Source organism: Sandarakinorhabdus sp. (assembly GCF_040398665.1).
GTDB lineage: Bacteria > Pseudomonadota > Alphaproteobacteria > Sphingomonadales > Sphingomonadaceae > Sandarakinorhabdus.
This window is the reverse complement of the sequence record NZ_JBBATQ010000015.1, coordinates 26,291-40,578: the sequence shown is the minus strand read 5'-3', so window position 1 is coordinate 40,578 and position 14,288 is coordinate 26,291. Positions and strand designations below refer to the sequence as shown.

Annotated in this window: 14 protein-coding genes; 6 read left to right on the top strand and 8 right to left on the bottom strand. The window is 66.2% G+C overall.

Features of this window, described 5'->3' with window-relative positions:
• Nucleotides 1–78 precede the first annotated feature (78 nt).
• From ABWP22_RS15235 to lgt, 6 genes are all read right to left on the bottom strand, one after another.
• The gene (locus ABWP22_RS15235; RefSeq protein WP_353200840.1) at nucleotides 79–849 is read right to left on the bottom strand and encodes a TIGR02186 family protein; all 771 of its coding nucleotides are present in this window, start codon (nucleotides 847–849) and stop codon (nucleotides 79–81) included.
• The gene (locus ABWP22_RS15230; protein ID WP_353200839.1) at nucleotides 849–1,766 is read right to left on the bottom strand and encodes a sulfite exporter TauE/SafE family protein; all 918 of its coding nucleotides are present in this window, start codon (nucleotides 1,764–1,766) and stop codon (nucleotides 849–851) included. Before ABWP22_RS15230 ends, ABWP22_RS15235 begins: the two co-directional genes overlap by 1 nt.
• Before the next feature lie 172 nt (nucleotides 1,767–1,938).
• A complete protein-coding gene (pgeF, locus tag ABWP22_RS15225; RefSeq protein WP_353200838.1) occupies nucleotides 1,939–2,709 on the bottom strand; it encodes a peptidoglycan editing factor PgeF in 771 nt (256 codons plus the stop codon).
• Entirely contained in the window at nucleotides 2,691–3,212 is a 522-nt protein-coding gene (locus tag ABWP22_RS15220; RefSeq protein WP_353200837.1) for a GNAT family N-acetyltransferase, read from the bottom strand. The genes pgeF and ABWP22_RS15220 overlap by 19 nt, the downstream gene beginning before the upstream one ends.
• Nucleotides 3,209–4,210: a class I SAM-dependent methyltransferase gene (locus ABWP22_RS15215; protein ID WP_353200836.1), complete on the bottom strand. Its 1,002-nt coding sequence runs from the start codon at nucleotides 4,208–4,210 to the stop codon at nucleotides 3,209–3,211. The genes ABWP22_RS15220 and ABWP22_RS15215 overlap by 4 nt, the downstream gene beginning before the upstream one ends.
• Nucleotides 4,207–5,064 carry a prolipoprotein diacylglyceryl transferase gene (gene lgt, locus ABWP22_RS15210; protein ID WP_353200835.1) on the bottom strand — a complete coding sequence of 286 codons (858 nt, stop codon included), beginning with the start codon at nucleotides 5,062–5,064 and terminating at the stop codon, nucleotides 4,207–4,209. Before lgt ends, ABWP22_RS15215 begins: the two co-directional genes overlap by 4 nt.
• A 91-nt stretch (nucleotides 5,065–5,155) precedes the next feature.
• Between lgt and ABWP22_RS15205 the strand changes: the two genes are divergently transcribed.
• The 4 genes from ABWP22_RS15205 to ABWP22_RS15190 all read left to right on the top strand — a co-directional run bounded on the left by ABWP22_RS15205 (nucleotide 5,156) and on the right by ABWP22_RS15190 (nucleotide 10,180).
• Entirely contained in the window at nucleotides 5,156–6,346 is a 1,191-nt protein-coding gene (locus ABWP22_RS15205; RefSeq protein WP_353200834.1) for an acyl-CoA dehydrogenase family protein, read from the top strand.
• A 173-nt stretch (nucleotides 6,347–6,519) separates the two neighbouring features.
• Nucleotides 6,520–7,656, top strand: a complete 1,137-nt coding sequence (locus tag ABWP22_RS15200) for an acyl-CoA dehydrogenase family protein (RefSeq protein ID WP_353200833.1) — start codon at nucleotides 6,520–6,522, stop codon at nucleotides 7,654–7,656.
• Between the two features lie 228 nt (nucleotides 7,657–7,884).
• The gene (locus tag ABWP22_RS15195) at nucleotides 7,885–9,612 is read left to right on the top strand and encodes a class I adenylate-forming enzyme family protein (protein ID WP_353200832.1); all 1,728 of its coding nucleotides are present in this window, start codon (nucleotides 7,885–7,887) and stop codon (nucleotides 9,610–9,612) included.
• A gap of 22 nt (nucleotides 9,613–9,634) precedes the next feature.
• Nucleotides 9,635–10,180, top strand: coding sequence for an HD domain-containing protein (locus ABWP22_RS15190; RefSeq protein WP_353200831.1), 546 nt, complete (start codon nucleotides 9,635–9,637; stop codon nucleotides 10,178–10,180).
• A 485-nt stretch (nucleotides 10,181–10,665) separates the two neighbouring features.
• On the opposite strand, the gene ABWP22_RS15185 is transcribed toward ABWP22_RS15190, so the two are convergent.
• A complete protein-coding gene (locus tag ABWP22_RS15185) occupies nucleotides 10,666–11,442 on the bottom strand; it encodes a class II aldolase/adducin family protein (RefSeq protein ID WP_353200830.1) in 777 nt (258 codons plus the stop codon).
• A 26-nt stretch (nucleotides 11,443–11,468) separates the two neighbouring features.
• A complete protein-coding gene (locus ABWP22_RS15180; RefSeq protein ID WP_502951138.1) occupies nucleotides 11,469–11,693 on the bottom strand; it encodes a DUF2256 domain-containing protein in 225 nt (74 codons plus the stop codon).
• A 17-nt stretch (nucleotides 11,694–11,710) separates the two neighbouring features.
• On the opposite strand from ABWP22_RS15180, the gene ABWP22_RS15175 reads away from it, so the two are divergent.
• Both ABWP22_RS15175 and ABWP22_RS15170 read left to right on the top strand, forming a co-directional pair.
• Complete coding sequence (locus tag ABWP22_RS15175) at nucleotides 11,711–13,321, top strand: alkaline phosphatase D family protein (RefSeq protein WP_353200829.1); 1,611 nt, start codon at nucleotides 11,711–11,713, stop codon at nucleotides 13,319–13,321.
• 47 nt (nucleotides 13,322–13,368) lie between these two features.
• Nucleotides 13,369–14,286, top strand: a complete 918-nt coding sequence (locus tag ABWP22_RS15170) for an alpha/beta hydrolase family protein (protein ID WP_353200828.1) — start codon at nucleotides 13,369–13,371, stop codon at nucleotides 14,284–14,286.
• Nucleotides 14,287–14,288: the final 2 nt, after the last annotated feature.

Here is a 14,288-nt window from a genome sequence, read left to right as displayed (position 1 = left end):
TACCAAAATGCCGCGGCAAGCGAGTCGAATATTCAGGCGGCGATTTTGCCCATATTTGCCCGCGCCGGTCGCGCGCGCCTACCAGCGCCGCCTTGTCACAAGCGCCGCCATTCCGCCGGCCAGCAGCGCCGCCGCCACCGCCGCCAGCCCGTAGGCCAGGCTGTGTTGTTGCGCCATCACATAGACCCAGCGTTCAAACCCCGATTTGCCGATGGCAAAGCCGGTGGACGTGCTGGCCAGCACGCGGCCTTTGCCAACCAGATGAATTTCCGCCGTATAATCCCCCACCGGCACCGCTGCCGGCAGCGCGATGCGGGCCGAATAGAGCACGCCGCGCGTCACAGCCACGCCGCCCGGCCGTTCCGCGAACAGGCCGGCGCGCTCGCGGATGGAGACCAGGCCGGCTTCAAACGCCCGCGTCGTGGCCTCATCGGCGCCGCTGGCCGGAGACAATTGCAGGTTGCGGATGCCGATCTCGTAAATCGCGGTGATGCGATCGTCGGCAAGCGCGTCGATCGGCCGGGTCGAGGCGACGGCATAGAAGCCCGGCACCGATTCGAAGCGCATGCCGCGTGCATTCACCCAGATGCCGGCCACCCGCGTCTTCTGCCGCACCGTGACCGGGGCAGCCGGGCCGCGCACCACCACGGCGATATCGGGCGGCGCATCGGGCACCGCCCCGCGCGGATACTGGATGGCGCCGAACACCAGCAGTTCGGCGCCGCGAAAGCTGGTGTTGATATCGATGCGCGCCTGGCTGAGCTGCGTGATCAGCCGGATCGGCGCCGCACCGACCAGCGCCAACCAGGCCATGGCCAGCAGGCCGGCGCGGCCAATGACACGGGCCATCATTGGCCGCCGAACAAGGCAAAGGGCTCGGCCGGCGTCCAGGTCAGGCCGATGAACAACCGCACCGCCACGCCCAGCACGATCAACGCCAGTGCCAGCCGCAGCCGATCCGGCGACAGTTTCTGCGCAGCGCGCACGCCGACCTGCGCGCCGGTGACGCCGCCGACCAGCAGCAGCAGCGCCAGCACGATATCCACGGTTTGCGATGCCGTGGCATGCAACAATGTTGTGGTGGCGGTGACGAAGATGATCTGGAACAGCGACGTGCCCACCACCGCCTGCGCCCGCATCCCCAGCACATAGACCATGGCCGGCACCATGATGAAGCCGCCGCCAATGCCCATGATGACGGTGAGCACCCCCACCGCCGCGCCCAGCGCCAGCGGGGCCAGCGGCGAGATATAGAGGCCGGAGCGTGGAAAACGCATCGGCCAGGGCAGCGCCGCCACCCACGGCAGGTGCCGCATCCGCCGGGTCGGCACCACCCGCCCGGCGCGCCTGGCCAGCAGCGCCGCCAGCGCGTCGCGCAGCATCAGGGTGCCGATCACGCTGAGGAACAGCACATAGATCAGGCTGATCACCACATCGATCTGCCCGAAATCCTGCAGCAGCCGGAAGATGACCTGGCCAAAGCCGGCGCCGACCACGCCGCCGGCCACCAGCACGCCGCCCATCTTCACATCGACCTGGCCGCGTTCCCAATAGGCCAGCGCACCCGAAACCGATGCGCCGGTGATCTGCGTGGCCGACGATGCCACCGCCACCGCCGGCGGGATGCCGTAAAAGATCAGCAGCGGCGTGGTCAGAAAGCCGCCGCCCACTCCGAACATGCCCGACAGGAAACCGACCACGCCGCCGAGCACCAGGATGACCAGCGCGTTCACCGACATTTCGGCAATGGGCAGATAGATGTCCATGGATGGCGCAGGTTAGGGCGGCGCGGCGGAAAAGGGAATCATTGAGTGGGGGCTTTTTCCCACCCCCAGCCCCTCCCGCGAGCGGGAGGGGAGCGGTTTGGTCATCGCTGCAAGATTGCCCTGCCAGCACACACGGCTCTCCTCCCGCAGCCAAGGGGAGCTGGAGGTGGGATTACCCCAGCGCGATCACCGACAATTGCCGGCCATAATCCGGCTCCCCCGCATGCGTGGTGCGGCGGAAGCTGAACCAGCGCGCGGCATCGGGATAGGTGTCCACCCCCATCGCGACGACCGTGCGCACCCCGGCACGGGCCAGTCGCGCGGCAATGAAGCCTTCCAGATCAAACTGGCAGTGACCGGGCTTGCCGGCGCGGAAAAAGGACTCGTGCGCCGGATCGACGGCACAGAATCGGTCGCGGAATGCGGTGTCCACTTCATAGCTGCGCTGCGCGATCGTCGGCCCGATCGCCGCCACGATGCGATCGGCGCGTGCGCCCAGCGCCACCATTGCTGCCACCGTCGCCGGCCCGATATCGGCCAGCGCGCCCTTCCAGCCGCTGTGCGCCGCGCCGATCACCCCGGCGGTGCTGTCGGCCAGCAGGATCGGCGCGCAATCGGCGGTGAGGATCCCGAGCGCCAGGCCCGGCGTGGCGGTGACCATCGCGTCGGCATGCGGGCGGGCGTCATCGGCGAAGGCGGCGGTGACGGGCACCACCGTGGCCGAATGCACCTGGTGCAACGTGACCAGCGCCGCGCCCGGCGCGACGGCGGCAATGGCGCGACGGCGGTTTTCCAGCACGGCAGCACGATCATCGCTGCTGCCCAGCCCGACATTCAGGCTGGCGAACAGGCCGCCCGACACCCCGCCGCGCCGGGTGAGGAAGCCGTGGCGCGTTCCCGCCAGCGCCGGCACGGTGCGGAAATCTACAGCGTCGCCCGGCACAAGATATCCTCATCGGCCTGGTCGCCGACCATGAAATGATAGGGTGCGACCTCCACAAACCCGTGGCGCGCATAGAAGCGGCGGGCGCGGGCATTTTCGGTGAACACGCTGAGCCAAAGTTCCGACGCACCGCGCGACCGCGCGCGGTCCTTGGCCCAATCGGTCAGTGCATCGGCGATCTTCAGGCCCTGCCAGGGCTTGTAGATATAAAGCTGGCGCAGCTCCATCGCGCCCGGCGCCGGATCGGGGGCCGGCAGCTTCAACGAGCTGACCTTGCAGAAGCCGATGGGCGTGCCGCCGGTTTCGGCAAAACGCACTTCGATATCCGGATTGGCCAGTTCGGCGGCATAGGCGGCGTCACTGCCCTGTTCCAGAAACACGGCGAGGTCTTCCAGCTTGTAGAGCGTGCCGAACGTGTCGATGAAGGTGGCACGGGCGATGCCGCCGAGCACGGCCCCATCGGCCGGCGTGGCATCGCGGTAGGCGATCAATTGCTTGCTCATGCGGCTGCCATGCCAAATCCGGCCGGCGCTGGCCAGCCCGGCGCAGTGACGGCAGCCACGCGAAAGATCGCCCCCATCTGCTGCGGCGCGGTCAACCGGTGCAGCGCGGCAGTGATGGTGGCGGCTTGCGCGGGCAGCTTGCCGGATTTCAGCGCGGCGGCGCGCGCGGCGATGCCGAGTTCGGCCAGAAACGCGCCCTGCCCCACCGGGCCATGGCAGGCGAGACCCTGTGCCGCGGCGGCCAGTGCGCCGAAATCGACATGCGCGGTCAGATCATGGGCGCCGGGATCGGCAAACGGGCACGCGCGCGCGCCGCCCTTCAGCGCCTGAAGCGTGTCGCCATGGGACCCGCCATCATGACCATAATCGATGATCAGCGCCGCGCCGCCTTGGCGCTCCAGCCGCGCCGCCAGCCCGGCCATGATCGCGGTGCTGGCTTCGCTCCATTCGGCATCGGGGCCTGGTGACACCCGCCACATGGGCACGAAGGCATCGCCGGCAATCCCGACATGCCGTTCTTGACCGTCCTTGCGCTGGCGGATGGGCAGCGCATCGAAAAATTCGTTGGCAATCAGGATCAGCGGGCGGTCGCCGGGCAGTTCCGCCAGGTCGGCGTGCCACTGCACCGGCCAGCCCGCCAATCGCGCCGCCTGCGCGTCGCGCAGCACGTCGCTGGTCTCCACCAGTTGCACCCGCACCGCCGCGGCAAAGCCCGGCAACCGGCGCAGCACCCGCAGCGCATCGGCCAACAATGTGCCCCGGCCCGGCCCCAGCTCGACCAGATCGAAGGCCGGCGCACCGGCGCGCAGCCACAGATCGCCGATCCAGCCGCCGATCATCTCGCCGAACATCTGGCTGATTTCCGGCGCGGTGGTGAAATCGCGGCCCAGCGGATCGGCGCCGGCATAAAATGCGCGGTTGCAGGCCGCCATCCACGCATCCAGACGCAGCGGGCCACTGCTGTCGATACGCGCGCGCAACTGATCCGCCAGCGTCACGCCTGCACGGGCTTCCTTGCCAGCCCGATGATGATCAGCAGCAGACCGGCGGCGATCATCGGCAGGGTGAGCGTTTGCCCCATGGTGAGGCCGCTGCCCAATATGCCGAGCTGGCGATCCGGTTCGCGATAATATTCAACGATGAAGCGCGAGAGGCCATAGCCCAGCCCGAACACGCCGGACAGCACACCCGGCCGCAGCCGCGCCGGCGTCGCCCAGAACAGGATGGTCAGGATGATCATCAGCAACCCGCCTTCCAGCGCCGCCTCGTAAAGCTGGCTGGGGTGGCGCGGTTCCGGGCCGGCATCCGGAAAGATGATGCCCCAATCCGTGCCCGTGGGCCGGCCCCACAATTCGCCATTGATGAAATTGGCGACGCGGCCCAGCCCCAGCCCCAGCGGCGTGACGGTGGCGACATAATCCAGCAGCCGCAGGCCGTTGTATTTCGAGAACCAGCCATGCAGGAAACAGGCGGCGATCACCCCGAAACAGCCGCCGTGAAAGCTCATGCCGCCATCCCAAAGGCGCATTATCTCCATCGGGTCGGCCATGTATTTTTCGGGGTTGTAGAAGATCACATAGCCGAGCCGGCCGCCGCCGATCACGCCAAGCGTCGCCCAGGTGATATAATCATCGAGTCGCGGCTGATCGAGCGGTGCGCCGGCGCGCTTGATCATGCGGGTGAGCAGGAACCAGGCGCCGGCAATGCCGATGATATAGGCCAGGCTGTACCAGCGCAGCGCAAACGGGCCCCATAGGCTGCCGCCCACGCTGAACGCCGGGATGGTGAAGGCTTCGGGGCGGATGGGCAGGGTGGAAAAATCCACGGCGGCTGCAAGAAGATCGATCATCATTCGCCCCGGATTGTCCATCTCAACTGCCAGCTTGGCGCGCGCGCCGCGGCGCACCATAAAGCCGGGGAGCATAATTGCCAGTGGGAGAGGGATGATGTCCAATCTTGAAGCGTTCCGCGCCGAAACGCGCGCCTGGCTGGAGGCGAATTGCCCGGCCGAAATGCGCCTGCCGATCCGCGGGGACGATGATGTGTGCTGGGGCGGCCGCAAATGCGAATTTTCCAGCGAGGCGCAACGGCTGTGGCTGGAGCGCATGGGCGCCAAGGGCTGGACGGTGCCGGAATGGCCCAGCCAATATGGCGGCGGCGGGCTGAGCCGCGAACAGGCCAAGGTGCTGCGCGAGGAAATGGCCGCCATCAAGGCGCGATCGCCGCTGTCGAGCTTCGGCATCTGGATGCTGGGGCCGGCGCTGCTGAAATATGGCAATGAAGCCCAGAAGCTGGAACATTTGCCGCGAATCGCCCGCGGCGAAATCCGCTGGTGCCAGGGCTATAGCGAGCCGGGCGCCGGGTCCGATCTGGCCAGCTTGCGCACCAGTGCAGAGGATATGGGTGACCATTATCTGGTCAACGGCTCCAAGGTGTGGACCAGCTATGCCGACAAGGCCGACTGGATTTTCTGCCTGGTGCGCACCGACGCCAGCGGCCCGAAGCATCAGGGGATTTCGTTCCTGCTGTTCGACATGGCCTCCGAAGGCGTGTCGACCTCCCCGATCAAGCTGATTTCGGGGTCCTCACCGTTCTGCCAGACCTTCTTCGACAATGTGAAGGTGCCGAAGGAAAATCTGATGGGCACGCCTGGCAAGGGCTGGGACATCGCCAAATATCTGCTCACGCACGAGCGCGACATGATCGGCGGCAGCGATTCGACCGGCGGCGGCCAGCGCGATTCGGTCTCCAACATCGCCAGGAAGCTGATCGGGCTGGATGCCGCCATCCTGGCCGACACGGCGCTGCGCACCGACATCGCCCGCCACGAAATCAACGCCTGGGCCTTCGCACTGACCATGGAGCGCACGTTGGCCGAAGCCAAGCAGGGCCAGGGCACCGGCGCGCTGAGTTCGATGCTGAAATATTACGGCACCGAGCTGAACAAGGAGCGCATGCAGTTGCTGATGTCGATCCGCGGCAGCGATGGCCTGGCCTGGGAAGGCGAGGAAAAGGGCGAAGGCGATCTGGCGCGGTCGTGGCTGCGGTCACGCGCGAATTCGATCGAAGGCGGCACATCGGAAGTGCAGCTCAACATCATCGCCAAGCGCGTGCTGGAATTGCCGGGGGCTTAAGACCCCTCTCCCCTTGCGGGAGAGGGAGGGGCCCGCCGCGCAGCGGTGGGAGGGTGAGGGGTTGCTCCCGCACCCAGTCCTTCACTCCCCGCACCCCCTCACCCCGCTCGCCTGCGGCGAGTCGCCCTCTCCCGCCCAGAAGCACTTGGGGGGAGAGAGAAGTGGAGTAAAAAATGGCTCTTGTTCTCACCGAAGACCAGCAGATGATCCGCGACAGCGCGGATGGATTTTTCCGCGATGAAGCGCCAGTCGCGCAGCATCGCCAGTTGCGCGACCGCCATGACGCCGATGGCTTCTCGCGCGACCTGTGGGCGAAGATCGCCGAGATGGGCTTTGCCGGCGTGCTGGTGCCCGAAGCGCATGGCGGCGCCGATATGGGCCATGTTGCTGCCGGTATCATCCTGGAAGCGATGGGCAAGAATCTCTCCGCCGCGCCGATGCTGTCCACCGCGGTGCTCGGCGCCACGGCGCTGAAACACGGCACGCCCGAACAACAGGCGAAATATCTGCCGCTGATCGCGCAGGGCGCGCATCTGCTGGCGCTCGCCGCCGACGAAGCGGCGCGGCACAAGCCCAATCATGTCGCAACCACCGCCACGCCCTCGGGCAACGGCTTCAAGCTGAACGGGGTGAAGGGCTTCGTCATCGATGGCCATGCCGCAGACACGCTGATCGTCGCGGCGCGCACCAGCGGCGACACCGACGATGCGGCCGGCATCACGCTGTTCCTGGTGAACCCCAAGGCGCAAGGGGTGAACGTCGCGCGCCGATCGATGGTCGACAGCCGGGGCGCCGCGCGTGTCACACTGGATGACGTGCAGGTCGATGGCGCCGATGTGCTCGGCACGGTGGGTGAAGGCCATGCCATATTGGAAACGATGCTCAACGCCGGCCGCGCCTGCCTCGCCGCCGAGATGCTCGGCGTATCGGGCACGTCGTTCACGATGACGGTGGATTACCTCAAGCAGCGCGAACAGTTCGGCCAGAAGATCGGCAGCTTCCAGGCGCTGCAACACCGCGCCGCGCATCTGTTCTGCGAACTGGAACTGGCGCGATCCGCCACGCTGAAGGCGTTGCAGGCGCTGGATGCAGGCGATGCGCGCGCACCGCTGTATGTGTCATTGGCCAAGGCCAAGGCCGGCGAGGCAGCGATCCTGGCCACCAACGAAGGCGTGCAGATGCACGGCGGCATCGGCATGACCGACGATTTCGACATCGGCTTCTTCATGAAGCGCGCCCGCGCCGCCCAGGAGACGTTCGGCGACGCGGCGTTCCATTCCGACCGGCTGGCGCGCACATTGGGTTATTGAGGGGCGCTGTTTCCCATCCAGCACAGGTCATCCTGAACTTGTTTCAGGATGACGGGTTTCTATCTGGAAGTTTGGGCCATCACCTCTGCAATCCCACCCCCGACCCCTCCCGCAAGCAGGAGGGGAGCAGATGGTTGCGCTTGCAAGCATTGCTGAGCATGGCACAAAGGGCCGGTGAGATCTGCGGGCAGCGGTCGTCGCGCCTTTTGTTGATTTGGAGAGACACGCATGAAATCCGCGCTCGATACCGCGCTTGACGAAGTGGTGGCCGGCATCACCGCGCCCGGCGGCATGCTGGGTGTGGCGCAGGTGCCAGTGCGTGGCGTCACGCTGCCGCTGTTCAGTGCGGCGCCGCCAACGATGCGCGAATTTCTCGGCGCCTTCTTTGCGGCCCAGGGCCCCAAGGAATTTCTGGTGTTCGGCGAAGAGCGGCTGACCTTTGCCGAAGTCTATGCGCGGTCGCTGAAATTCGCCGCCATGCTGCAACACCGGCACGGCATCGCCAAGGGTGACCGGGTGGGCGTTGCCATGCGCAACTATCCCGAATGGGTCATCGCCTATCTTGCCATCGTCCACATGGGCGCGGTGTGCATTCCGATGAACGCCTGGTGGACCGCCGATGAAATGGGATATGGCATCAGCGACAGCGGCGCCCGGCTGGTGATTGCGGACGAGGAACGCGCCCGCCGGCTGGCGACCTTGTCCTGCTCGGCCAGCGTCATCACCGTGCGCACGTCGGGCGAAGTTGCCCAGCAATTGGGCTTCGTTCGCGCCGAGGATGAACTCGCCGCCAGCCCGGACAGCATGTGGTATCTGCCCGAACTGTCGCCCGAAGATGATTGCACGATCATGTACACATCGGGTTCCACTGGCAGCCCCAAGGGCGCGGTGTCGACGCACCGGGCGCAGGTGTCGGCTTCGATGAACTATCTCGTCACCGGCCTGGCGTTGCTGGAACTGTCGGCCAAGGCCGGCGTGGCACCGGCAGAGCAGCAGGTGATGCTGCTGAACGTGCCCTTGTTCCACATCACCGGGCTGGTGCCGGTGCTGCTGGTGTCGATCGCCATTGGCCGCAAGATGATCATCATGCACAAATGGGATGCCGGCGAGGCGCTGCGTCTGATCGAAAAGGAACGCTGCACCTATTTCGTCGGCGTGCCGACGATGTCGCTGGAGCTGATGCAGCACCCCGATCGCCACAAATATGATCTTTCCACGTTGGTCGATATCGCCAGCGGCGGCGCGCCGCGTCCGCCCGAACATGTCGAGCGGCTGGCCGGCGAATTTGCCGGCAAGCACCCCGTTCAGGGCTATGGCCTGACCGAAACCAACGGCGTCGGCGCCGGCAATATCCGCGAATCCTATCGCGCGAAGCCGGCCTCCACGGGGCGCGCCGCGCCGCCGCTGGTCGAAATCCGCATCGCCGATGGCGACGGTGCGGTGGGGCCGGCGTTGCCACCCGGGGCGGTCGGCGAAGTGTGCATCCGTTCAGTGTGCAATTGCCGGGGATACTGGAACAAGCCGGAAGCCACCGCAGCCGCGTTTGTGGGAGACGGCTGGTTCCGCAGCGGCGATCTCGGCTATCTCGATGACGAAGGCTATTTGTTCATCGTCGATCGCAAGAAGGACATCATCATCCGCGGCGGTGAGAATATCAGCTGCCAGGAAGTGGAATCAGCCATCTATGCCCATCCGGCCGTGGCCGAGGTCAGCGTGTTCGGCCTGCCCGATGAGCGGCTGGGCGAAATTGTCGGCGCGGTGGTCTATGCCAAGCCGGGCGAGCATCTCGATCCCGACGCGCTGGTGGATTTCCTCAAAGCCGGCCTGTCGAGCTTCAAGATTCCCGCCAAGGTGTGGATGTCGGCAGAGCAATTGCCCAAGCTGGGTTCGGCCAAGATCGACAAGGTCAGTTTGCGCAAGCAATATCGCGCCGTGTGGGCCGATCGGGCAGCCTGAGTCGGCAAACGGGAGAAGACGCATGTTCACCACCATGTTGGAAGGCACTCGCGACGACTGGATGCACATTGCCGCCGAGCACATGAAGCACCAGCAATCCGCCGCCGCGACGCAGATCATCGAATCGCTGCAGCGGCTGGAAGCCATCGAGGTCGGCTTTGGTGCCAACCAGCTGGTGCACAGCCTGATGACCGCCACCCTCGCCCGCCGCGACGGCGCCAGCGATGAGGAAGTGGTCGCCGCCCTGTGCCACGATCTCGGCAAATTGTTCAGCATCCCCAATCATGGCGCCATCGCCGGCGAAATGCTGAAACCCTATGTGTCGGACGATATCTATCACGCCATCGTCCACCACCAGGATTTCCAGGGCCGTTATTATTACGAGCATCTGGGCAAGGACCCGGCCGCCCGCGAGAAATATCGCGGGGAATCCTGGTTCGACATGGCCGAAAAGATCGTCGACCGCTGGGACGCGCCCGCCTTTGATCCGGGCTTCGACGTGGACAGCCTGGAAAGCTTTGAACCCGAAATCCGCCGGGTATTCGCCGCGCCGAAGCGGGGGATTTAGGCCGTGAACTCATAAGTTCCATACCCCGTCATTGCCCGCAGAAGCGAAATGGCTAGGAGAGCGGCCGCTGGCGGGGCTTCGCCCCCCGGCAAGGCCGGTCGACGACGCCATTTCGCTTCTGCGGGCAACCCGAAGGGCGGCCCGGAGCGGCCCGGCCCCAGCGGCGGACGCCGCGTAAACGCGGCTGGGGCGCTCGCTTCGCTTGGACGGTGGCTCTGCCACCGCCACGGCGCTCACTCACTCGTGCCGGACCGCTCCGGGCCGTGCCGGGGCATGGAATTTATGAGTTCACGGCCTAGAACGCTTTCCGACCAACGTGGGTCGGCGGCGCGGGCGCGATCTTGGTGCAGGGCAAGGCGCGGGAAGGGCGCGATGCTGGCCGCATCGTGACCGACGAGCAACGCAGCCCTGAGCCAAGATCGCCCTGCCCTGAAGGGGTCGCCCGCAAGGGCGATGACGTTGATCGAGGTTGATCGAAAACCGCTTTAATCCCGGAAGCTCGGGTCCATCCGGTCCAGCTTGCGCAGCAGCGCCGGCCAGGCCAGCATGTTGCCCACCAGTTTCAGGCCCATCCGGCCTTGATCAGCGGCCTTTTCCGGCGTGCCCTGCGGCGGGTGGTTGATCAGATCCTGGCCGCCAGCCAGGGCCAGGCATTGCGCTTCGCAGGCACGTTCCAGGAAATACATCTTGATGAAGGCCTCAGCCACCGTTTCGCCCACAGTCAGCGTGCCATGGTTGCGCAGGATCATCGCCGTCTTGGTCGGGCCGAGATCGGCAACCAGCCGCTCACGCTCATCCAGATCGGTCGCGACGCCTTCATAATGATGGTAAGTCAGTTCATCGCGGATCAGCATCGCGGTCTGGGTGAGCGGCATCAGCCCTTCGCTGTGCGCCGACACCGCCTGGCCGTGCGGCGTGTGCAGGTGGATCACGGCATGGGCATCCTCGCGCGACATGTGGATGGCGCTGTGGATGGTGAAGCCGGCGGCATTGGTGCGATAGGGCGTTTCCATCACCGGATTGCCGTGCACATCGATCTTCACCAGGCTCGACGCGGTGATTTCCTCGAACATCAGCTCATAGGGGTTGATCAGGAAATGATGGTCCGGACCCGGCACCCGCACCGAAAGATGGGTGAAGATCAGATCATCCCAACCATACATGGCCACCAGGCGATAGGCGGCGGCCAGATCGACGCGCAGCGCCCACTCCTCCGCCGATACCTGATCCTGCACACTCTGCGGCTTCAATTGGGTGGCCATGGTCGATTCCCCTGGAAGATTTGCCATCATCCTGCACCATTTGGACGGCTGCGCAAATAGGCGCCCGTGCGGCACGCGTCAGAGCAATATTTCACCTGATCCCAATCCTTCGCCCATTTCTTGCGCCAGGCAAACGGCCGGGCACAAGCGGCGCAGTCCTTGGTGGGCAGATCGGCCTTGCGGCGCATTTTCGGCATGGTTGCGAGCGCCCTCGAAATTGTCACAATATCCGGTTTATTGGCGACCAGCATCTAACGGGGAATCTGCCATGCGTCCTGCCATTGATCGTCGCGCCTTCCTGACGGCCACCGCCGCCGGCCTGATCCTGCCGGTGCGCCCGGCACTGGCGCGGCTGTGGCCGGGCAGCGGTTTCACCCATGGTGTTGCGTCCGGCGATCCGGCGGCGGGCGCCATCACGCTGTGGACGCGCTATGCCAGCGTCACCGGCGCTGCCGCCACGCTGAAGGTGGAGGTCGCGGAAGACGCCGGGCTGACCCGCATCATCGCGCGCGGCGAAGCCGTGGCCGGCGCCGAAACCTGGGGCACCGCGCAGGCGCGCATCACCGGCCTGCCCGATGGCCGCTGGCTGTGGTATCGCTTCACCGCGCCCGATGGCAGCCAATCCACGATCGGCCGCACCCGCACCTTGCCGTCCGGCAAGCTGGATCAGATGAAGATCGCCGTGCTGTCCTGTTCCAACCGGCCGTTCGGGCATTTCAACGCCTATGCCCATGCCGCCGCGCGCGACGATATCGATCTGGTGATCCACCTGGGCGATTATATCTATGAATATCAGCCCCGCGTGTATCCCGAAGTGGTGATGCCCGGCCGCGAGATATTGCCGGCCGATGAAATCATCATGATCGACGATTATCGCCAGCGCTATGCCAGCTATCGCGCCGATCCGGCCTTGCAGGCCATCCATGCGCGCTTCCCGATGATTGCCATCTGGGACGATCATGAATTCGCCAACGACACCTGGAAAGGCGGCGCGCAGAACCATCAGGACAATGAAGGCGTGTGGAACCTGCGCCGCGACGCCGCCGTGAAGGCGCACCGCGAATGGCTGATGTCCCCCGATCGCCCGTATCAGCGTTATGATTTCGGCAATCTCCTGTCGGTGATGACGCTCGATACCCGCATGACCGCCCGCGACAAGCAGCTGGACCTGAATGCGGCGCTGCGCGGCGGCCCCGATGCCATCAAGGCCTTTGCCGGCGGTGAATGGCAATCGCCCACCCGCACGATTCTGGGCAGCGAACAGGAAGCCTGGTTCGCATCCGAAATCGCCGCCAGCGTCAAATCCGGGCAGCGCTGGCAACTGGTGGCGCAGCAAGTGGTGATGGGCGACATCTTCACGCCGAAACAGGCGGTGGAATGGCTCGGCCCCGATGCCGATGCCCGCGCCAAGGCCTATGTGCAGGGCGGCCTGATGGCGGCGCAGGCCGGCATCCCCGGCGCGCAGGACATGTGGAGCGGTTACCCGCAGGCGCGCCGCCGGCTGCTCAAGGCGATGGCCGACGCCGGCGCCAACCCGATCGTCATCGCCGGGGACAGCCACAATGCCTGGGCGTTCAACCACAGGCTCGACAACAAGCCGGTTGCCGCCGAATTCGGTGTGCAGTCGGTCACGTCTCCTGGCTATGAGCAGTCGCTCAAGGCCGATCCGGCGGTGATCCGCGCCGGCTTGCTGCAAAGCTCGCCGGGCCTGGCCTGGTGTGACACCAGCCGGCGCGGCTATCTCACCCTGACGTTCACGCCCGCCGAAACCCGCTGCGATTTCGTGTTCATGGAAACGATCCAGACCGTCTCCACCGCGACCAGCATCGGCCAGGCTGCGGTGGTCAAGCACGGCAAGCGGCAGATGACGCTGGCCTGATCCTCGCTTATGTTGGCCGGATGCATCTGTATCCGGCCTGCATGGCCTTGCTCTTGCCCGTCCTGCTGGCCGCACCGGCCACCGGCGCGACCTGCGATGGCCTGTGGCGTGACGCCCCGCGCGGGCGCGACGTGCCGGTGCGCATCACCCTGCCCGATGGCAAGGGCGCAGTGCCCGCCGTGCTCTGGACTCCGGGCCTGGGCGGCGGGCTGGGCAATGCCAGCCGTTGGGTGCAGGCCTGGGTCGCGGCCGGCGTCGCCGTGGTGCGCGTGCAGCATCCGGGCAGCGACGGCGTGGTCTATGCCGGCACCGCGACGCCGGCCGAACGGGCTGCCAAGGTGCGTGCCGGCGCTTCACCGGCGCAAGTGTTGGCACGCATTGCCGATATCGGTTTCGTGGCGGACGAGTTGGCGCGGCGGCCGCGCGAGGGCGGTTGTGACCTGACCCGCATCGATGGGCAGCGGCTGGGCCTGGCCGGACACAGCATGGGCGGCTGGGTGGTGCAGGCGATGGCCGGACAGCGCGACACCAACGGCGAGACGTCCGCCATCGATCGCCGTTTTCGCGCTTTCATCGCGATGAGCAGCTCCGGCCCCGCCGATCCGGCTGAAGCGATCCGCCTGTTCGGCGCCATTGGCCGGCCACTGCTGGTGATCACCGGCAGTCGCGATGGCGTGCCCGCCAACGCCACGCCCGAAGTGGCTGCTCGCGAAGTCGCCAGGCGCAGCGCGCCCTACGTGGGCGCGCCGGCAGATGGCCGCAAGGCGCTGCTGGTGCTGGCCAACGCCGAACACATGGTCTTCGCCGGCGACACGCGCCGCGATGCGGTGGAAGCCGCCATGCAGGATCGTGTCGCCATGATGGCCACGCTCTGGTGGCGCCGCTGGCTGCTGGGCGATGAAGCGGTGGAGGCGGCGCTGGCCAAGCCGGCGCTGCCGGCCGGCGATGTGTGGGAGCGCAAGTGAGG